The 19,828-nt window shown below is 54.3% G+C and carries 17 protein-coding genes; 12 read left to right on the forward strand and 5 right to left on the reverse strand.

Annotated elements, in window-relative coordinates:
• Positions 1–15: 15 nt before the first annotated feature.
• Entirely contained in the window at positions 16–801 is a 786-nt protein-coding gene (locus AC4FIC_RS03455; RefSeq protein WP_145980261.1) for a hydroxyacylglutathione hydrolase family protein, read from the reverse strand.
• Between the two features lie 48 nt (positions 802–849).
• On the opposite strand from AC4FIC_RS03455, the gene yaaA reads away from it, so the two are divergent.
• Both yaaA and AC4FIC_RS03465 read left to right on the forward strand, forming a co-directional pair.
• Positions 850–1,632 (forward strand): peroxide stress protein YaaA, encoded by a 783-nt coding sequence (gene yaaA, locus AC4FIC_RS03460; protein WP_100257005.1) that lies wholly within the window; start codon positions 850–852, stop codon positions 1,630–1,632.
• A gap of 70 nt (positions 1,633–1,702) precedes the next feature.
• Positions 1,703–2,233, forward strand: a complete 531-nt coding sequence (locus AC4FIC_RS03465; protein ID WP_158524324.1) for a YajG family lipoprotein — start codon at positions 1,703–1,705, stop codon at positions 2,231–2,233.
• A gap of 37 nt (positions 2,234–2,270) precedes the next feature.
• Here AC4FIC_RS03465 and AC4FIC_RS03470 read toward each other — a convergent pair whose 3' ends face one another.
• On the reverse strand, positions 2,271–3,176 hold the full coding sequence (locus AC4FIC_RS03470; RefSeq protein ID WP_100257007.1) for a LysR family transcriptional regulator: 906 nt from the start codon (positions 3,174–3,176) through the stop codon (positions 2,271–2,273).
• A gap of 308 nt (positions 3,177–3,484) precedes the next feature.
• Here AC4FIC_RS03470 and AC4FIC_RS03475 point away from each other — a divergent pair, with 308 nt between their 5' ends.
• The 5 genes from AC4FIC_RS03475 to AC4FIC_RS03495 all read left to right on the forward strand — a co-directional run bounded on the left by AC4FIC_RS03475 (position 3,485) and on the right by AC4FIC_RS03495 (position 6,587).
• Positions 3,485–4,531, forward strand: coding sequence for a DUF5610 domain-containing protein (locus AC4FIC_RS03475; protein WP_100257008.1), 1,047 nt, complete (start codon positions 3,485–3,487; stop codon positions 4,529–4,531).
• Between the two features lie 101 nt (positions 4,532–4,632).
• Positions 4,633–4,899, forward strand: a complete 267-nt coding sequence (locus AC4FIC_RS03480) for a glutaredoxin family protein (protein WP_100257009.1) — start codon at positions 4,633–4,635, stop codon at positions 4,897–4,899.
• Between the two features lie 47 nt (positions 4,900–4,946).
• Positions 4,947–5,093, forward strand: coding sequence for a hypothetical protein (locus AC4FIC_RS03485; RefSeq protein WP_158524325.1), 147 nt, complete (start codon positions 4,947–4,949; stop codon positions 5,091–5,093).
• A gap of 19 nt (positions 5,094–5,112) precedes the next feature.
• A complete protein-coding gene (locus tag AC4FIC_RS03490) occupies positions 5,113–5,646 on the forward strand; it encodes a DUF6436 domain-containing protein (protein ID WP_100257010.1) in 534 nt (177 codons plus the stop codon).
• Between the two features lie 137 nt (positions 5,647–5,783).
• The gene (locus AC4FIC_RS03495; protein ID WP_158524326.1) at positions 5,784–6,587 is read left to right on the forward strand and encodes an MOSC domain-containing protein; all 804 of its coding nucleotides are present in this window, start codon (positions 5,784–5,786) and stop codon (positions 6,585–6,587) included.
• A gap of 21 nt (positions 6,588–6,608) precedes the next feature.
• On the opposite strand, the gene AC4FIC_RS03500 is transcribed toward AC4FIC_RS03495, so the two are convergent.
• From AC4FIC_RS03500 to AC4FIC_RS03510, 3 genes are all read right to left on the reverse strand, one after another.
• Positions 6,609–8,513: a lytic transglycosylase domain-containing protein gene (locus AC4FIC_RS03500; RefSeq protein ID WP_100257012.1), complete on the reverse strand. Its 1,905-nt coding sequence runs from the start codon at positions 8,511–8,513 to the stop codon at positions 6,609–6,611.
• A gap of 167 nt (positions 8,514–8,680) precedes the next feature.
• Positions 8,681–11,800, reverse strand: a complete 3,120-nt coding sequence (locus AC4FIC_RS03505) for an efflux RND transporter permease subunit (RefSeq protein WP_227003798.1) — start codon at positions 11,798–11,800, stop codon at positions 8,681–8,683.
• An 11-nt stretch (positions 11,801–11,811) separates the two neighbouring features.
• Positions 11,812–12,903, reverse strand: a complete 1,092-nt coding sequence (locus AC4FIC_RS03510) for an efflux RND transporter periplasmic adaptor subunit (protein WP_145980262.1) — start codon at positions 12,901–12,903, stop codon at positions 11,812–11,814.
• Positions 12,904–13,035: 132 nt separating this feature from the next.
• Between AC4FIC_RS03510 and AC4FIC_RS03515 the strand changes: the two genes are divergently transcribed.
• From AC4FIC_RS03515 to fadA, 5 genes are all read left to right on the forward strand, one after another.
• A complete protein-coding gene (locus AC4FIC_RS03515; RefSeq protein WP_227003799.1) occupies positions 13,036–14,889 on the forward strand; it encodes an ATP-binding cassette domain-containing protein in 1,854 nt (617 codons plus the stop codon).
• A 25-nt stretch (positions 14,890–14,914) separates the two neighbouring features.
• Positions 14,915–15,631, forward strand: coding sequence for a DUF6901 family protein (locus AC4FIC_RS03520; RefSeq protein WP_100257015.1), 717 nt, complete (start codon positions 14,915–14,917; stop codon positions 15,629–15,631).
• 3 nt (positions 15,632–15,634) lie between these two features.
• The gene (locus AC4FIC_RS03525) at positions 15,635–16,147 is read left to right on the forward strand and encodes a hypothetical protein (RefSeq protein ID WP_100257016.1); all 513 of its coding nucleotides are present in this window, start codon (positions 15,635–15,637) and stop codon (positions 16,145–16,147) included.
• A 248-nt stretch (positions 16,148–16,395) separates the two neighbouring features.
• The gene (gene fadB / locus AC4FIC_RS03530) at positions 16,396–18,540 is read left to right on the forward strand and encodes a fatty acid oxidation complex subunit alpha FadB (protein ID WP_287418286.1); all 2,145 of its coding nucleotides are present in this window, start codon (positions 16,396–16,398) and stop codon (positions 18,538–18,540) included.
• A 15-nt stretch (positions 18,541–18,555) separates the two neighbouring features.
• Positions 18,556–19,731, forward strand: a complete 1,176-nt coding sequence (gene fadA / locus AC4FIC_RS03535; protein WP_273285599.1) for an acetyl-CoA C-acyltransferase FadA — start codon at positions 18,556–18,558, stop codon at positions 19,729–19,731.
• Positions 19,732–19,828: the final 97 nt, after the last annotated feature.

Genomic DNA, 19,828 nt, shown 5'->3' on the forward strand with positions numbered 1-19,828 from the left:
GATTTTGGCCGATCCTCACCATTGATCCCTGAGTTGGCGCAGTGCCAGAAAGCGCCGGCGGGTAGACTCGGTATTGGTTTCGTGGATCTGGGTGATATGCTTGACCTGGTCCGAATCCAGATTTAGGAAAAGGTTGTAGCGACACTCCTCGTGCCAGCTTTGTATCGCACGCTGGTCCGGGCTCTGCTTCTCAACGGCCAGCAAGGTTTCTGCCGCCGCCTGGTTTTGGGGCCCATGGTGCAGGGTAAACTTCAGATTGGTCACCAGATAATCGTGCCCGCTGTACAGTCTGCTGGTCGGCGTTAGCCGTTTGCTCAGACGCATAACGGTATCGAACAGGGTGTTGGCATCGCCGGATTTGACATTGCCGACGCCGGCATTGAAGAGCGTATCGCCACTGAGGATGAAATCCTCACTCGGTCGGTCCGCGTCCTGATAGAGGTATACACTGTGACCGGGCGTATGACCCGGTGCCAACAGGTGGGTTATCGAGTGTCGACCCAGCACCACCTGCTGTTCGTCGTCGAGCCAATGATCGGCCTCGAACTTAGCCTGGCAGGTGCTCGGGGCAAAGATCGGCGCACCGGTCAGCTCTTTCAGTTTGTGCACATGTCGAATATGATCGTGGTGCTCGTGGGTAACCCAGATTTGTTCAATAACTAAGTTATTGGCCTGTGCCAAGGCTATTAGATGTTCCGCCGAGAACGGATCCACGGCCGCCGTGACCCGGGTCTGGGGACAATAGACCAGGTGGTTATAGTTATTGGCGGAGTTTGGCACATGAGTACGGAGTATTTGCATATTATTCACGTTAACTTAATTTAAATTAGTGTAGAGGTTCTAACCCTTATGGTGAAGTTTTTTGCCGTTATTTCACCGGCTAAAACCTTGGATTTTGAATCCGAGGCGCCGACCGATGTTCGCACCCGTTATCGCTCTGGCGACCAGGCAAGTGCCCTAATCGGCCACTTGGAGGGGCTTTCGGTGGCGGAAATACGGAGTTTGATGCACTTAAGCGAGCCGCTCGCGCAACTCAATGTCGATCGGTATCACGCTTGGCAGTCGACCATGACACGAGCCAACAGCAAACAGGCCTTATTTGCCTTTCAGGGCGATGTCTATACCGGCCTGAGTGCCAATACCCTGACCGAGCCACAGATCGACACGGCTCAGCAACGGGTGCGCATCATCTCAGGTCTCTATGGACTGTTGCGGCCGCTGGATACCATTCAACCCTATCGTTTGGAGATGGGCACCCGACTAAAAACTGAGCAGGGTACCAATCTGTATCAATTTTGGGGCAATCACATTACCGAACTGTTAAATGCCGATCTACAGGCTGCCGAAGCCGATATCTTGATCAATCTGGCGTCACTGGAGTACGGCAAGGCCATAAACCGCAGCCTGGTAACGGTGCCGATGGTGACGCCGGTCTTTAAGGATGAGAAGAATGGCGAATACAAGATAATTTCCTTTTTTGCCAAAAAGGCGCGCGGTATGATGATTCGTTACCTATTAGAAGGGAGCATCGCCGAACTGAATGATATCAAAGCCTTTAATTATGGCGGTTATCAATTCAGTGCGGCCGATTCGGATCAGCAGATCTGGACCTTTAAACGGCCCAGCCAATAAACACCCACCAATAAGGACTTTTATGCGAATTTCTTTGCAGGCCTGTATAGCTACTAGCGTTGTGCTGCTCATGGCGAGCTGTGCTCAACTGTCACCTCAACAGGTAGACTTTGCGCCCACAATCCGCACCGACGGGCTCATCCAAGGACAAGGAACGGTTAGCCTAGAGGTCAGCGACAAGCGCCCAGGCAGTACCATCGGCTTGCGCGGGGGGGCCTATGCCCAGAGCGCGACTATTACCGCGCAAGCGCCATTGCGAGAGCTGATCGAACGTTTGGCCACGCAAGTGTTGGCAAAATCTGGCATGACGGTGACCACCAGCCTACCGGAGACGCGCATCGACATTTCGCTTGAGCAACTGACCTATGCGGTGACCCCATTGCGGGCGAGCATCAAACGCTCAACGGCGTCGGCCGAGATCAGCGTTAAGGTCGAGCGGGGCAATATGACCTATGTGAAGAATCATACCACCAGCCAATATATCGATACGGTGGGCTATGCCAGCGAAGAGAAGAATTCGGTTTTATTGAATGAGGTATTTGACACCGTGCTGGAGAATTTATTCAGTGATGCGGGGCTGGAAACCTTCTTGAGCAACTAACAACCCCTGCCATCGGCCATCGATGGCGACACTGAGCCTAGAGATCGTCGAGATTGTGTTCACTGAAATAGCTGGCCATGAAATCGACGAAGGCTCTGCTTTTGGCCGACAGATAGCGATTTTCCGGATAGACCACATGGATGGTGCGCACTGGAAAGTTGATTTCGGGCAGAATATGGACCAGCTTACCGGAATCTAGGTGTTCCCGAATCATATAGATGGGCAGGGCAGCGATGCCCATACCATTGAGCGTGGCTTCACAGAGTGTGTCCAAGTCATTTACCGTAAAGCGCCGGTCCTTGTTGGTCAGGCCGGCTTCCTTAATAAAGCGCTTGATCCAGCGCGGTTCGGCGAAATCGATGCCCGACACCATCAAAATAAAGTGATTAACCAATTCATTCAAAGCCTCTGGCTTGCCTTGCTTGGCCAGGTATTCCTTGGACGCGGCCAAGATAACCTTCTGCCGGGCCACTGGCCGGGCCACCAGTCTGCTGTCTTGCAGCGAGCCCAAATGAATGCCCAGATCGATGCCCTCGCGCACCAGGTCCAAGCCTTTGTCGGCCAAGGTAAGGTCAAAGTTCACATTCGGATACTGGATGAGGAACTGCGCAAAGATTTTCATCAGCATCGATCGGCCGAAGGTCGGGGTAGCGGAAATCTTGAGTGTGCCGCGCGGGCTGGTTTCAAGATCCTTGACCATATGTTCGGCCTCTTCCAAATCCTCGAGCAGGCGGCTGCAGCGATTAAAAAACAGCTGGCCGGCCTCTGTCGGGCTCACCGAACGGGTGGTTCTGTTTAGTAAACGCACCCCGAGGCGATCCTCTAACAAGCTGATTTGCTTACTGACCGCCGACGGCGTCAGACCAATCTGATGGGCGGCATTGGTAAAGTTGTTGGCTTTGACGACGGTGGTGAAGATGATCAGAGAGTCCAAGCGCGCCATAGTGCTATTTCCTGAGGATAGTTCGAAGAATAGTGCAAAATAATAGAGCCTCTATTTATAATAATCCAGAGGTATTGATGAAAATAATTTCACAATGCCGTAGTAGCGGAAAATTCATCGGTAAAAAGGGCGCGCCTGGCAGCGGCCTAATCGGACTGGCGCGGGTATTTGCTTACAAATAGATACCTTTTAGCGGTTCAGTTTTTACCTCCGCAGTCGTTAACCCTTCTATCGTTAAGTTGGTTCATTGGGTAGGTATGGGTCGACCAGGTCGATGATACATCCGCCACGAGCTAGAAGGAATTTTTATGATTTCAAATCTCAACTATCCCCAAGGCGCCCCCATGAGCCCGGCCGACTATCGCTCCAGTCAGCCTGGCACGGCGAAAACCGACTCGAACGCCAAGCCAATTGCCACCGAGGCGATGGCCCCATCGGCACCGATCTCGCGTGCGGAAAACTTTAATGTGGAGGCTCTCGTCGAGCAGATTTGGGGTTTTGCCAGTGCGCGCATTGCCACCGCGCAAGCTAATGGGGCAACTGACGCAGAACTGGACTCGCTCTGGCAATCGGCGGAGAAGGGGGTCAAGCAGGGTTTTGGCGAGGCCAAAGATTACCTTGATGGCATGGATGCATTAGATGATCCGCTTACCCTAAAGATTAATTCCGCCTTCGGTCAAATTATCGATAAACTCAATGCTCGCGATCTGAGCACCGTTGCCGCCAGTGCGGAGACACCGATAGCAGCGCCGATCCGGGCCGAGCCTGCCCAGCAGCGCGGGGCCAGCCGGTATCAATACCAACGGCAGACCTTTGCCCTAAACCTGACCACAGAGCAGGGCGACCAGATCCTGATTCGCTCCGTTGCCGAGCAAGAAGCCCGTTTAGAAGACCAGCAGTTCGGGCGTAATTCCTCGACTAACTGGGGCTCGCGCCAATCGAATGAGTTCAGCCTGGTCATCAAGGGTGACCTAAACGAGCAAGAGGCGGCCGATCTAGATCTGTTGCTGGCTCAAGTCAATGAACTGGCGGCGGAATTTTATGACGGCGACTACGATACCGCCTTCAAGATGGCCGCTGATCTGAATATAGATGGCTCGAGCCTAAAATCACTCGATTTGTCGATGAGAGAGGTCGAGCAAAAAGCTGTCTCGGTCTACAGCCAAACCGCTGACCTGCCGGGGCGTTTGCCAAAAGGCCTAGAGCCGTTGCAGCAATATGCCGAAAAACTCATGGCGGCTCAGCTGCATTGGGCCGAGAAATTCAACGCCCCAGAAGCGTTTCTGCAGACGCTGCAAAATCACCCGACTAACCACGGTCGACTGGGTCAGATTGCCCAGCTCCTGCTAGCCTAGTAGCCTCTAACCGCCAAGGGGACCGGTAAAACGGTCCAATATCCTGAGGATTTGTGTACAATCGTAAATTCATCCGGTGCCATTGTGGCAGGAAGTTTACTATGCGCTTGTTTCTCTATCACACGCTCGGGTGCCACCTGTGTGAGTTGGCCGAAGCGGCCGTTCAACAGGTCTTGGATGCAGCGTCATTCATCGAACCGCTGCAAGTGGAAAAGATCGATATTGCCTTAGATGAGCAATTACTCGCCCGTTATGGCGAGACCATTCCGGTGATCAGGTTGGAACATGCCGATGAGATACTCGGTTGGCCTTTTGAGCCCTCAATGGTAGCGGCCTATCTGAGCGCAAACAGAGCGGGGCAAAGCTAGTAGCTCGCCCAGCTAAACCCGCTCAAACCCATAGGAGCCGGTCATCAGTGAAACGCTATTGGTATTTGGTTAGCCAGCCCAGCATCGCCCTATTGCGCAACGCTTGGCCAGTGGAAGTCTATGCTGCCTTCTGCAGTCAGGACGATTACCAATTGATTCGTTGTGAATGGGGCCGATGTGCCATCAATCGTTGATCAGCCTTCGGAGCAGACAATGAAGTCACTATCCGCCTGGTTATTGGCCCTTGCGCTGGTGGTCAGCCCATTGGGCGCCGGCCTTTGGTTTAATCAGGCCTATTTGGGCTGGCTGAATGAATCGATACCCGACGCCAACGCCTATGCTGCGGCCTGGCAAGAGACGGTCGATGGCCAGCAACAGCTGCGCCATCCGGCGGTCATTCACTGGCTGCCCAGTGCTTGTCTGTGTCGCTTGCTGACGCTGCCACATGCGGTGCAGATTAGTGCCGAGGCCGCCGAAAACGGTTTTAATATTTACCAGTTTAATGGCGCCGATCGGGGCTTGGGTGAGATCAGATCGGTGTTATTAGAGCCAGTCCTTGGCGCCAGCCCGACCATTTTAATTACCGATACCAGCGGGCAAGTCCGCTATGTCGGGGCCTACAGTGATGGTATTCGCTGCGCCAGTGGCGACAGCCTGGTTAATAGCTTTATTGCCGATCCGCAGGCCTTACCTCAGCATCGGGTGGTCGGCCTGAACGTTCAGACCTGTCGTTGCTTGACGCCCTAAGGCCTAGGCCGATTCGAATCCCCAGCGCGGGGAGCCCAGTTACCCCGGTGACAGAGATCAAGCTCAGGCGAGCGGTCGCTTGTGACTTGATCGAGGCGCTGCGTTAGAATAGCCCAATAGCCAACAGAGTGATGTGCATGCAACCTCAGACCACGGCCATTAAGGCGCTCTTTGTGTACCCGGTGAAGTCGCTCGGGGGTGTCAGTGTTGCGACGCTGCGTTTTAATAGCGCCGGGGTGGTCAACGATCGGCGCTATATGTTGGTCGATGGAAAAAACCGCATGCTGACGCTGCGCTCTCATTCTCAGTTGTCACAATTTCATCTTGCACAGCTTGAGGGGGGCTGGCAGGTCAGTAATCATAAGGGCTCTGGCATCTTGATCGCGGATAACGCGAGCACCGAGCAGCTGATCGACACCGAGGTCTGGTCGACGCCCATCCGGACGCGAGAAAAATCCTTCGAGGTTTCCGCCTGGTTTTCTGAACAGCTGGATGAATGGGTGCGGCTGGTGGAATTCGACGATCTGGAAAGCCGTTATTGCCCAGTCGATCAACACCAGATGCCCTTTGGCTTCGCCGATGTTTTTCCCTTACTGGTCTGTAATGTGCAGAGTCTCAAACAGTTGAGCCAGGCGGTTAAGTATCCCTTGGCCATGGCCCGATTTCGGCCCAATGTGGTGATCGATGTGCCGGCCGATAGCGAGTATCAGATTGGCGCACTAAAGTGCGAGGAGGGTGGCCAGTTGCTCTTTGCCGAGCCCTGTGTGCGCTGTAATGTTCCGGCCATCGATCCGCTCACCGGCGTCTATCAAAAAGATTTACATCCCCAGTTAAAAGCCCAGCTTAAGCGCGACAGTAAGGTGGTCTTCGGCCTTAACGCCTGCGCCATTCACTGTCGACAATTGTCGGTCGGACAAGTTTTAGTAACAGTCCCGGGCTAAGTTTGCCCCGATGGCCCTAGTCTATTGAGGCACCAAGGCCATCGAATCATTGCTCACAAAGCTAATGCCAGGGGTTGTCCAGGCTGACATACGCCATCCCGTCTTAGTGGTAAGGGCATAGATCTGACTGTAGGCCAATACCGACTTAACATAGCCACGAGTTTCATCGAACGGAATGCTTTCGATCCAGATGGTCATCTCGGTTGGGAAGCGTTCGCGCCATTGGATGACTCGACTCGGGCCGGCATTATAGGCTGCGGTGGCATAAACGGGGTTCTCGAATCTTTTTATCAGATCACTCAGGTAATTACTGCCCAGGGCGATATTGGTGCCCGGCTGTTGCAGATCCGCTGTGGTCGCATAGGGCACCTTGTGTTGCGTAGCGACCTGTCGCGCCGTTCGCGGCATTAGTTGCATTAGGCCATGGGCGCCGGCAGGACTGACCGCCGCGTGTTGATATCGGCTCTCTTGACGCATAACGCCATAAAGCCAAAACGCGGGTAAGTTCAGACGGTCCGCTTGATCTTCGATAAAGGCACCGTAGGCATCGGGATAACGCAGGTGAATTAGATCATAGCGACCGCTCCAACCGGCGGATTGTGACGCCTTGGCATACCAGCCCCAGTTCAACGCTAATTCGGCGGCGCTGTGTTGTACGCCGTTGGCCTGTTCGCGCACCCAAAGATTCCATTCTACTTGCGCTCGGGCTGTCTGGCCGGCCAAAAATAGCGCTTTGGCGCGGCGCAGTTCCGGCTGCTGCGCCAATTTGCTGCTATCCCGTGGGGGATACTGTGGATTGGCATTTAAGCTCGGCTCGGTACCTAGGACACCGGCGGCCAAGAAACCATAGTAGAGTCGCTGGCCACTTAGGGCGATTAGGCTGTTGTCGTCAGCCAGCTGGCCCTCAGTCTTATAGCGTGCCAGACCATACCAATAGAGCCATTGATCGGAGCGTTGCAAGCTCGGACTGAGGTCCTGGTAATACGCCACTATTGCCGGGTAGTCCTCTTGGCTTAGGGCGATCTGTAGGCGCCAATGCTGAACCAGCTCGTCGTCCTTATCGGGATCGGCAATGGCCAGCCAGTAGGCCGCCTCGGGTAAAGGCAGTTTGGCCATGGCAATACCCAGATAACGAGATGCGGTGCGTACATCGGCTGGGTCGATTGCCGGACTGGCCTTAACAATTTGTGACCAAAGATTCGAGGCTGAGCGGGGATCTCGGTAGGCCAGGCGATTCACCGCTGCCAGCGCCAACCCGCGCATCTGTTCTGAGCTGGGATCGTAGCGTTGGCTGATAATTGCGGTTGGGTCGTCATAGACCCGAACCAGAAATTGCCCGAGCTGCTGAGATTCTTGGTCTCTGTAGAAGCGGTTCAAATAGCGCAAAAGGGTGCCGTTGCGGGCGTAGAAGGCCGCGAGCTGACGTTGCCACACCACCGGGGTGGGATCGCTTAGACCGTCCAACCAGCCCTTAAAGAAGGGGTCGCAATTGTCTGGCCGGGACCGTCCAGACAGCCAGAGTTTCTCAATGGCATCCGTATCGAGCGGTTGATCCAATGCCTGACGGGATTCAAAATAATAGCAAATGCGTTCTGGGTCGCTTTGGTTGGCAAAGACACGATTGATCGTGACCCAGTCCTGGCGGCGCACGAGTTCATCACGCCATTTCGGTTGAAAAAACCAATTGGCGGCTCTATTGGCTGGGTTTTGACGAAAACGCTTAACCTGGCCTGCGTCCAGCGTGGTGATGTTCTGAGTCAGCCAATGTTCATGATAATGGGGAAAGAGCAGTTCTTCCTGCCATTCGAACAACTGGGCTTCGGTGAGCTTAGCCTGATCTATGCGCTCAAGCTTGGCGTCGAAATCTGTGCTTGCCACGGCCAGGCTGGACCCGAACAACAATATACAACTTAGGGTGAGACGCATGATGACCACTGCTGGCAAAAGATTGATTCAAGGCTAAAGGATTTCACTCAGAATACAAGTTTCGAACCGGATTATTCGGCCCACAAACGACTTATCTAACCAAATTGAGCATAAAAAAAGGGCCAGCAAAGCTGGCCAATTAGGTGATCGGTCGATCGATCTAAGCCTTAGGTCTTGGTCCGTTTAAGCCGCTCTATCAGTATTAATAGACAGGGCGTCAACAGTAAGGTTAACAGCGTGGCGAAGGTCAAACCGCCGGCGATCGCCGAGGACAACTGCGTCCACCACTGGGATGACGGGGCACCGATGGACATATCGCGATTCACCATATCGATGGTCAACTGCATCACCATCGGGATCAGACCGAGGATGGTCGTGATGGTGGTCAGCAGGATAGGGCGTATGCGCTGGGCACAGGTAACCATGGCCGCCTCGACCGGGGCCAAGCCTTGCTTGCGAATTACATTGTAGGTATCGATCAAGACGATGTTGTTATTCACCACGATACCCGCCAACGCAATGATGCCGACACCACTCATCACGATCCCGAAGGTCCCCCCGGTCACCAGTATGGAAGCAAATACCGCCAAGGTTGAGGTGATAATGGCCGATAGGATCAACACCGCCTGCATCAGGCTATTAAACTGGGTAACCAGGATAATAAACATCGCAAAGAGCGCTATCAGGAAGGCATTGCCCAAGAAGGTCATGGTGTCCTGCTGCTCTTGTTGATCACCGACGAAGCGGAACGCGACATTCTCAGGGAACTCACCGCTGTCGTACAGGGCTTGTAGATCAACGCCCAGATCGGCCACCACGACCGAGACGGTCTCCCCGACGGCCAGATTGGCCTCGACATTAAAGGTTAATTTACCATCGGTGCGGAACAGGTCGCCCTGCTTGTTTTGCGCCTTGCGCTCGATAAAGTTACTGATCGGCACCTGTTGGCCACGCACGGTGATGGTCAGTTCATCGATCTGGTCCAGATCTCGGCCATTAAAGGGATAACGGGCCCGAATATCGACCTCGTCGTCGGCATCGTCCGGTCGGTAGGAACCAATCTTCAGGCCATTGGTGATCATCCTGATCGATGAGCCCACGGTGGCAACGTCGGTGCCAAAGCGGGTCGCAGCTTCTCGATCGACATCGATGCGCCATTCCAAACCGTCCAAGGGTCGGTTGTCGGACACATCCTTAATGCGAACGTCAGCCTGCATTCGCTTGACGACCAGATCGACGGCGGCGCGCAGAGCGACCAAGTCATCGGAGAAAAACTGCAATTGGATGTCGATACCGGTGGTCGGCCCCATTTGGGCTTCCTTGCTTTCGACCACGATACCCGGCACATCATTGGCCGAGTTGACGACCTGTTCCATGATAATGGACGTGCCCGGACGGGCTGGGGTCCAATCGACAAATTCCAGCATCATCACGCCGATGGTGTCTTCCCGATAGTCGCGCAGCGGCGAGGCATTGACCTTGGTGGTCACGGTCTTGACATTGGCCACCTTGAGCACCTTAGCCTCGACCTGTTTGACCAGGGTGTCCCGTTCGGCTAGGGACAGATTGCCCCGCGCGCGCACGACAATAGAGCCGAAGTCGGCATCGACATTGGGGAAAAACTCGGTAGTGGGCGGATTCTCACCGATGGCGAAGACGATAAAGGCAAAGCCGGCAATAAACATCAGCGTCACCTTACCGGCATGGCGCAAAAGCAAGCCAATAAAGCGCACATACATACCGAGGATGCCGGGGATCTTATGGAACTCGCCATGATCGATGGCATCCATGGTCTTTTTCTGATTTTTCGATACCGCGATAGGTTTGCCAAACATAAAACCGAAGGCCGGCACGGCGATCAAGGCCATGACCATAGAGGCCGTTAGGGTGATCAACACGGTTTTCGGTAGAAAGCCCATAAATTCGCCGGGCAAACCCGGCCAAAATAATAGCGGCATAAACACCGCCAATGTTGTGGCTGTCGAGGCAATGACCGGCCAAGCCATGCGCGTAGCGGCTTCGCGATAAGCACTTTTCTTATCGGCGCCTTCCGACATACGTCGGTCGGCATATTCGGTGACCACGATGGCACCATCGACCAACATACCAACTGATAGGATCAAGGCGAACAGCACGACGATATTGAGGGTGATACCCATTAACGAGAGAGTTAAAATAGCCGCTAAAAACGAGGCCGGTATCGCCAAACCGACCAGCACGGCACTGCGCACGCCCAGGGTCCAGACAATGACCACAAACACCAGTAGGGTGGCGGTCAGCACCGAGTTAAACAGGTCGTTTAACTGCTGCTTGATCATCACCGAATTATCCTGGGTAAAGGTCACGGTAATGCCTTCGGGCCAAAAGGGGCTGACCGCCGCGACCACTTCCTTGGCCTGATCGATGGTGGCGATGACGTTTTCACCAACGCGTTTCTTGACTTCCAGGGTCACCGCCGGTTGTCCGTCGACCCGGGAAATACTATTGGCGTCCTTGTAGGTCCGTTGCGCCACAGCTATATCTCTAAAGCGCACCACCGTATCGCCGGAAACCTTTATCGGCAGGTCTAAAATGTCTTCCGAGGTCTCAATCAGGCCCGGCACCTTAAACGAGAATCGGCCGGCTCCGGTGTCCAGATTGCCGGCGGTGACCAACTGATTATTCCGCGACACTAGGTTGAACAGCTCGCTATGGGAAATGTTGTAACTGGACATCTGAGCCGGATCGATAATGATCTCGGCCACTTCCTCGCGCTTGCCGTTAATGGTGGCCTCGAGAATTCCCGATAGCGACTCAAGACGCTCTTTCAGGTCTTCGGCCACCCGGAATAGGACGCGTTCATCGACGTTGCCAGCGAGGGAAATATTGATCACCGGGAACAGCGCTAGGTTGATTTCTTGGACGGTCGGATCATCCGCTTCGGCCGGCAGTTTACCCTTGGCTGCATCCACAGCTTGGCGCACGTCGGTGAGCGCGACATCGATATCAACCTCTAAACCGAATTCCAAGGTCAGGGTTGCCCGGCCTTCGCTGGCGGTGCTGGTGATTTCCTTCAAGCCTTCGATCGAATTTAACTCTTGTTCGAGCGGCCGCACCAGCAGCCGATCGGAGTCCTCCGGCGAAATGCCCTCCAGCCCTGTGCCGACATAGACATAGGGAATGGTGATGTCGGGTTGGGCTTCCTTGGGGATGTTAATCAAAGCGACCACACCGGACAGAAAGACCAATAAAAACAACAAAATAACCGTGCGAGTCCGGTCTAACGACGCATTAATAATACCAATCACAACAGTTCCCCTTAAATTCCGACCGCAATATCAGCGTCGAATGGAACCCTGACCGGATTGGTGACGTCGCCAATGGTCACAAACCCCTGCCCAACGACAATGATGTCAGCCTGGTTGTCCAAGCCTTCGACCCAAACCCCATTCGGATCGGAATGAATAATGCTGATTTCACGAAATTGTACCGTCTCGGCCGCATCGAGCGTCTTCAGGCCCATTAGGCCATCTTCGTTAATAAAGAGCAGGGCGGGACTAATATAATGGCCTTGGAGCAGGCCCAGTTCGACGCTGGCAACCGAGGTCACACCGGACACAAAGCGACCGACCTTGGGAACCGTCAATTCGACCTGGAAGGTTCGCGTCGCCGGGTTGGTGACGGAGCCGATATAGCTCACCGTCGCGCCAACCGTGTCACCGCTGATCAACTCAACGGTGGCCGGTTGTTTTAATTTAAGCGATTGGATGTCTTTTTCCGAGACCGCACCAACAAACTTAAGCTGACTGTAATCATAGACATCGGCAATGGCATCGCCCTGGCGGATATAGCTACCGAGCTCTATATGGGTGTTTTCGATCTGCCCAGCAAAGGAGGCGCGAATGGTAAAGTTGTCCAATTGTAGGGTCAAACTGGCTAATTGTGATTTGGCCTGTTCAAGATTGGTCAGGCTGGCGGCAAGTTGCGCTTCATTGAGCAAGCCCTGCAAGCGCAGTTTCTTGGCGCCCTCGTATTCCAGGCGGGTTTGATCCAAGAAGGCCTGGACCTGACGAATCCGGGCGGGCAGGTCTTGCGTGTCGAGCCGAACGATAACTTCACCGGCTTTGACCGTGTCGCCATCCTGCTTGTAAACGTTGAGCACCTTACCGGTCGCCTCACTGCGAATCGTGACGAACCGATCGGCTTCGGTGATGCCATTAATCGCTAAAGATTGCTGAACTTGGCGTGAAATACTGGTCACTACTTGCACACTTGGAATAAGTGACTTGACAGTGCCGGCGTTGGTAATCACAGTATCGGCCTCTTTTGAGGCGCCTGAGACCATCCACACTATAAAGGCTACGGATATTAAGACCGCTAGAATGGGTCCTGCTAATCTACTTTTAGACACACAATTAACCTCAGTATAAAATTGCGCCGAACATTAATCCGAATTCTTTTGGGCACCTAGTGCCATAAGTCAGTGTTTATGAGTCTAATAATATTTGATCAAGTACAGTTCGCATTAGGGGCCGCTCCACTTATGGATAAGTGCTCCTTTGCGGTAGAGAAGGGCGAGCGTTTGGCGCTCGTCGGTCGCAATGGGGCGGGTAAATCAACCCTACTAAAATTGATTCTCGGCCAGCATCTGCCCGACCATGGGGTGATTAAGTTCTCCCAGGGGATACGGATCGGTCACCTACAGCAAGAACTGCCTGCCGGTGATAAACGCAGCGTAATGCAGGTGGTGCTGTCCGGTGCCGCCGCGACCGGCGATGCTTTGTTTGAGTACCAACAGCTGATCAGCGATCCGGATCCGGATTTCGATCGCATGGGGGTGCTGCAACATATCATCGAAGAAAATGACGGTTGGCATTTTCAAACCAAGGCCGAGACCATCATTACCCGTCTCGATCTAAATCCGGAACAGGCTTTTGATAGCCTATCCGGCGGCTGGCGGCGGCGCGTATTGCTGGCTCAGGCGCTGGTCGGCGAGCCGGATCTGTTGATCCTGGACGAGCCCACCAACCACCTGGACATTCGTATGGTCGAATGGCTCGAGGAGCTGCTGCGCAACTTCAAGGGTACGCTTATATTTGTATCGCACGACCGGGCCTTTATCGATAGCTTGGCGACCCGCGTCATCGACCTGGACCGCGGCGATATCACGTCCTTTCCAGCGCCCTATGAGCTGTACCTTGAAAGCAAGGAAAAGGCTATGGAAGTTGAAGCCACTCAGCGGGCGTTGCAAAACAAGGTGCTGGCCCAAGAAGAGGTCTGGATTCGCCAAGGCATCAAGGCCCGTCGGACCCGTAATGAAGGTCGCGTCCGAGCCTTGAAGGCTATGCGCAGTGAATTGGGCGAACGGCGTTTTCAACAGGGCACAGCGAAGTTCAGCATCAATGCCCAGGCCCAGAGCGGCAAGATGGTGGTTGAGTTACTCAACGCCAGCTTCCGCTACAGACCCGAGCTCGAGCCGGTTATTAAGGATTTTACCGAGGTTGTGCTGCGTGGCGATAAGATCGCCCTAATTGGCCCCAATGGTATCGGCAAATCGACGCTTCTGAAGATGATGTTGGAAGAGTTGGCGCCAACGCATGGCGTGGTCACCCAGGGCACTAAGCTCAACGTAGCCTACTTTGATCAAGCTCGAATGGCTCTCGATCCGGAAAAAACCTTGGTCGATTCGGTCTCTGAAGGTCGTGACTTTATCGATATTGGCGGCAAAAGCCGACACGTTATCAGCTATTTAGAGGATTTCTTGTTCGCGCCAGAACGCAGCCGGATGAAGGTTCGCCAGCTCAGCGGGGGGGAAACCAACCGATTACTGCTCGCTAAGCTGTTCAGCCTGCCGGCCAATCTATTGGTGATGGATGAACCGACCAACGATCTGGATATGGACACCTTGGAACTGTTGATCGATCGGTTGTCGGACTTCACCGGGACGGTGCTATTGGTCAGTCACGATCGTTATTTTCTCGACCAATTGGCGACCAAAACCTGGGCCTTCGAAGGTAACGGTAATGTCCGCGCCTATGCTGGTGGCTATGAAGATTGGAAAGCTCAGGGTGGCAAATGGCCCGAGGCTAAAACCACCACACCCACTGCGCAAGCTGCTACGCTTAAGGATGAAACGGTCGCAAATGTGGCCGCAGTAGCGCCGGTTAAGGCCAAGAAGCGCAGCTATAAAGATCAACGCGAGTTTGATCAGATGCAGCCGGTGATTGAACAGTTGGAGTCGGATATTGCGACCCTGACCGCAGAGATCGCAGCGCCAGGTTTCTATAGCAGCCCCTCGACGGTGACCGGCCCAAAACTTGAACATTTGCTCCAGCTTGAAAGCACGCTCAACACCACCTTTGAGCGCTGGGCTGAACTGGAGGATATGGTCGGGTAATTAGAGATTGCCAACGGAGCGACAAATGAGTATCACGTATCTGTTTAAGTTCTTAGAAGATGGCTCTGAACTGAAGATTGAAACAGCCTCAGCGTCGGAAACCAAGCCGGACCGAGCGGCGGTGACGCCGGCGGCCTGGACCCAATTGGCTTATTGTCAGTGTTCAAACTGCCCGCTCAAGCGTGAGCAGGTCGAACACTGCCCGGCGGCGCTGGACATTCAGCCCATTATCGAAGACTTTCGCAAGATGCCGGGCTTTACCAAGGTTGAGGTGACGGTAGTGTCGGCCGAGCGTGAATATCGGAAAACAACCGGCTTGGAGGAGGGCTTGCGCTCGCTGATGGGTTTGGTGTTGGCCAACAGTGAATGCCCGATACTCAAAAAACTGCGGCCGATGGCGCATACCCATTTGCCATTTGCCAATCAGGATGAATTTATCATCCGCAGCGCCGGGACCTATCTGTTGCGCCAGTATTTTAACCTCAAAGATAACCAAGCCACTGACTGGAATCTCGAGGGTCTGGTGAACTTGAACCGGGAGCTGCAGTTGGTCAATCAAGCGCTCTGGCAGCGGGTTCATAGTGCGTGTGAACGGGACAGTAACTTGAAAGCCTTGTTGAGCTTTTTCACCCTATCGTCGAGTGTGTCCTATTCACTGGAGACACAGCTAAACAAGATTAAAAGCCGGTTCTTAAACGAAACCGATTCATTGCAGGCTATTGCTGGCCAAAAGGAGACCTAAGATATGGCCATTTGGCTACCGATCCTAGCCGTACTGTTGCTCGTCGGGTCCTTTATGTGGCTCAAGCCCTCGCCGCGGGATCAGTTTCTGGCCAAACTGCGCTCGCGCGCACTCGCGCAGGGCTTCAGTTTGGGCAGCCTTCGCGTGCCGGATACCAGTGCACACGGCCGCGTCAATCAGCGCTTTCAAATCGTCACCCTATACCAGCTGCCCGTTCAGTTGAGCGCCAGCTCAGAGGGGCATTTTACGGTGCTGCGAACCACCGGTGAAGCCGGTGCCTATTTGCCCGACGGTTGGGCATGGGACCAACGAGACGGGCTGAACGAAAGCCAATACCAGCATTTAAAGAATATTTTGACGGCCTTACCCGTGTCGATCCAGCTCATTTCCTTGAGTGCCGGTTCTATCGGCCTAAGTTGGGACGAAAGCGATCCAGAGCTGAGTTTCGAACGCTTGAAGCGGGTCTTAACCGATATTGCTCAGGTGGCCCAGCAACGACTAGTGGGCTCTGCCTAAGGCCCATTCGGGCCGAACTTTCCTTCCACAACGCAGCGCCGTGCGATGGCATTCAGACCGTTCATTGGTTGACATATGGCGGCGTAAGGCTATTGTATTTGATAAATCAAACAAGCGTTTGAAACTTTCGTTTGATAAAGTCGTTTTGCGCATTTATTGCCAGACAATCATGCGATTGTTGAGCCAAACGACTAGATCGGGACACATTGTTAGGCCGGTTCGTGTCACAACACTAATGGAGACAAAACATGATCTACCAGGGCAAGAACATCACCGTGACCTCGCTCGCCGGGGATTTAGCCGAGCTGGTCTTTGATCTGGCCGGCGAGTCGGTCAATAAATTCGATCAACTGACCCTGGCTGAGCTGGGTGCAGCAACTGAGCACATGCGTGCGGCAAAGCTGAAGGGATTGTTGGTGACCAGTGCAAAACAGAGCTTTATCGTCGGCGCCGATATTAACGAATTCCAACAGTGGTTTGAACAAGACGAGGCGGGCATTATTGTCGATGTGCTCAAGGCCAACGCGATTTTTAGCGCCTTTGAGGATTTACCGTTTCCCACCGTCGTCGCGATCAATGGCATCTGCCTAGGCGGTGGCATGGAGATGGCCTTAGCCTGTGATTATCGTCTGATGTCGACCCAGGCCAAGGTCGGCCTGCCGGAGGTCAAGCTCGGCCTGTTTCCCGGTTTTGGCGGCACGGTGCGCCTGTCGCGCCTGATCGGCGCCGATAATGCCATCGAATGGATCGCCTCTGGTGCCGAAAAGAATGCCGCCGCCGCCCTCAGCGATGGTGCAGTTGATGCGGTCATCGAGCACGAGCAGGTTAAGGCCGAGGCCTTGGTGCTATTGCATCGGGTAGCCAGTGGTGAATTGGACTACCTGCAGCGGCGTCAAGCCAAACAGGGCAAATTACAGCTCAATCCAATTGAAAGCATGATGGTTTTTGAAACCGCTAAGGGCTTTGTCGCGGCCAAGGCCGGTAAGCACTATCCGGCCCCAGTTGAGGCCATTAAAACCATGCAAAAACACGCCGGTTTCGAGCGCGATAAGGCGCTGGCTATTGAAGCTAAGGGTTTTGCCAAGATGGCCAAGACGGCTGTGGCGAAAAACCTCATCGGGCTGTTTTTAAATGATCAAAAAATCAAGAAGATCGCTAAACAGCACGCGAAAGCCGCGCGCGATGTTAAGCAGGCCGCGGTGCTAGGCGCCGGCATTATGGGCGGCGGTATCGCCTACCAGAGTGCCTACAAGGGCACGTCGATCCTGATGAAGGACATCAATGAAGCCGGGCTGCAATTGGGCCTCGATGAGGCCACTAATATTTTACTCGCCGCGGTGGAGCGCAAACGTTTGGACGTGCGCGGCGTGGCCCAGACGCTAACGCGCATTAGACCGACCCTGAGTTATGGCGATTTTAACCAGGTAGATGTCTGCGTAGAGGCGGTCGTGGAAAACGTCCGGGTTAAAAAGACGGTTTTGGCCGAGGCCGAAACGCATCTGCGGCCCGGTGCCGTCTTAGCGTCCAATACCTCAACCATCTCGATTACAGAGTTGGCTAGCGTCCTGACCCGGCCGGAAGACTTCTGCGGCATGCACTTTTTCAATCCGGTCAATCGGATGCCGCTGGTGGAAGTGATTCGGGGTGAAAAAACTTCCGAAGAAACCATCGCAACCGTGGTGGCCTATGCCCAGAAAATGGGCAAAACCCCGATTGTCGTCAATGATTGCCCGGGTTTCTTGGTGAATCGAATCCTCTTTCCCTATTTTGGTGGTTTTGCCGGTCTATTGCGTGACGGCGCCGACTTTGAACGGGTCGATAAGCTGATGGAACGCTTCGGCTGGCCGATGGGCCCGGCTTATCTGATGGACGTGGTGGGTATCGATACCGGTGTCCATGCCCAGGCAGTGATGGCGGAGGGCTTCCCGGATCGCATGCAGCAGGACTATCGCACCGCGATGGATGTAATGTTCGAGGCCGAACGCTATGGTCAGAAGAATGGCAGCGGGTTTTATCAATACGCGCTCGATAAAAAGGGCAAGCTAAAAAAGACGTCCGATCCCAGTGCACATGAGCTGGTCGCTGCGGTGCGTTTGGACCAGCGGGAGCTGAGCGACGATGACATTATCCATCGGCTGATGCTACCCATGTGTCTGGAGACCATTCGCTGCCTAGAGGATGGCATCGTCGCCAGTGCGGCCGAGGCCGATCTGGGTCTGATCTATGGCGTCGGTTTCCCGCCTTTCCGTGGCGGTGCCCTGAAGTATGTCGATGATCTCGGCGCGGCGGCCTTTGTCGCCCTGTGTGACCGCTATCAAGACCTTGGCAAGCTCTACGAGCCGACCCAAAAGCTACGCGAGATGGCAGCCAACAAGCAAACATTTTACGCCTAACAGGAGACGGTCAATATGAAACTTCAAGACAATGATGCAGTAATCGTAGACTTTGCCCGTACTCCCATGGGTCGCAGCAAGGGCGGCAGTTTCCGCTTTACCCGGGCCGAAAGCCTGAGCGCGGATCTGGTCAATGGCCTGCTGGCACGCAACGCAGCGCTCGATCCGGCGGATATAGACGACATTATCTGGGGTTGCGTCAATCAGACTCTGGAGCAGGGCTGGAACGTCGCGCGGATGATGCAGCTATTAACTCGTATTCCACACACCACCACGGCGCAGACCATCTCCCGTCTGTGTGGCTCCTCGATGTCGGCGCTGCATATAGCAACGGCCAATATTCAATCCGATAATGGTGACATTTACTTGATCGGTGGTGTCGAGCATATGGGCCATGTCAGCATGATGCACGGCGTCGATGCCAACCCGGCACTGTCCAAAGGGGCCGCTAAGGCCGCCGGTATGATGGGCTTAACGGCAGAACTGTTAGCGAAAATGCATGGCATCTCGCGTGAACAACAGGACGCCTTCGGCTATCGCTCCCATCAACGGGCGCAGCAAGCCACACTGGCGGGGGATTTTAGCGCCGAAATCTTACCGATGCTTGGCCACGATGCGCAGGGCAACCCTTACAAAATGATCCACGACGAAACTATTCGACCGGAAACGACCCTGGCAGGCTTGGCCGAATTACGGCCCGCCTTCGATCCGAAAAGCGGCACCGTGACCGCCGGAACCTCGAGCCAGATTACCGATGGCGCCTCCGCCATGTTGGTGATGTCTCATAAAAAAGCCCAAGAATTAGGCCTCAAGCCTCGGGCCGTTATTCGCGCTATGGGCCTGGCCGGGGTCGATCCCTCTATTATGGGTTATGGCCCGGTGCCGGCGAGCCAAAAAGCGCTAAAAAAGCTCGGCATGACGATCGCGGATATGGACTACATTGAGCTTAATGAGGCCTTCGCGGCCCAGGCCTTACCGGTATTGAAGGATCTGAAATTACTCGATCGGATGGATGACCACGTCAATATTCATGGCGGCGCCATTGCCTTGGGGCATCCGTTTGGCTGTTCCGGGGCACGTATCACCGGGACCCTATTAAATGTCTTAGAGCAGCGCGACGCTCAGTTTGGCTTGGCGACCATGTGTATCGGCTTAGGGCAGGGTATCAGTACTGTTATCGAGCGGGTCTGAGGTAGCGCGGTCCTAAGCAAGTCGCATGGCGCGCAACGCCCGGCGGAAGAGCCCTTATCGGGCCTTTAAGCCCTAGTCCGGGCTAATCTATGCCCAG

This window comes from Reinekea sp., assembly GCF_982785585.1.

What these genes read in the sequence shown, in the direction of transcription:
- AC4FIC_RS03455 (WP_145980261.1), bottom strand. Translation starts at nt 801, where the DNA reads ATGCAAATACTCCGTACTCATGTGCCAAACTCCGCCAATAACTATAAC.
- AC4FIC_RS03480 (WP_100257009.1), top strand. Translation starts at nt 4,633, where the DNA reads ATGCGCTTGTTTCTCTATCACACGCTCGGGTGCCACCTGTGTGAGTTG.
- AC4FIC_RS03465 (WP_158524324.1), top strand. Translation starts at nt 1,703, where the DNA reads ATGGCGAGCTGTGCTCAACTGTCACCTCAACAGGTAGACTTTGCGCCC.
- fadA (WP_273285599.1), top strand. Translation starts at nt 18,556, where the DNA reads ATGAAACTTCAAGACAATGATGCAGTAATCGTAGACTTTGCCCGTACT.
- AC4FIC_RS03520 (WP_100257015.1), top strand. Translation starts at nt 14,915, where the DNA reads ATGAGTATCACGTATCTGTTTAAGTTCTTAGAAGATGGCTCTGAACTG.
- AC4FIC_RS03470 (WP_100257007.1), bottom strand. Translation starts at nt 3,176, where the DNA reads ATGGCGCGCTTGGACTCTCTGATCATCTTCACCACCGTCGTCAAAGCC.
- AC4FIC_RS03525 (WP_100257016.1), top strand. Translation starts at nt 15,635, where the DNA reads ATGGCCATTTGGCTACCGATCCTAGCCGTACTGTTGCTCGTCGGGTCC.
- AC4FIC_RS03515 (WP_227003799.1), top strand. Translation starts at nt 13,036, where the DNA reads ATGGATAAGTGCTCCTTTGCGGTAGAGAAGGGCGAGCGTTTGGCGCTC.
- AC4FIC_RS03490 (WP_100257010.1), top strand. Translation starts at nt 5,113, where the DNA reads ATGAAGTCACTATCCGCCTGGTTATTGGCCCTTGCGCTGGTGGTCAGC.
- yaaA (WP_100257005.1), top strand. Translation starts at nt 850, where the DNA reads ATGGTGAAGTTTTTTGCCGTTATTTCACCGGCTAAAACCTTGGATTTT.
- AC4FIC_RS03500 (WP_100257012.1), bottom strand. Translation starts at nt 8,513, where the DNA reads ATGCGTCTCACCCTAAGTTGTATATTGTTGTTCGGGTCCAGCCTGGCC.
- AC4FIC_RS03495 (WP_158524326.1), top strand. Translation starts at nt 5,784, where the DNA reads ATGCAACCTCAGACCACGGCCATTAAGGCGCTCTTTGTGTACCCGGTG.
- fadB (WP_287418286.1), top strand. Translation starts at nt 16,396, where the DNA reads ATGATCTACCAGGGCAAGAACATCACCGTGACCTCGCTCGCCGGGGAT.
- AC4FIC_RS03475 (WP_100257008.1), top strand. Translation starts at nt 3,485, where the DNA reads ATGATTTCAAATCTCAACTATCCCCAAGGCGCCCCCATGAGCCCGGCC.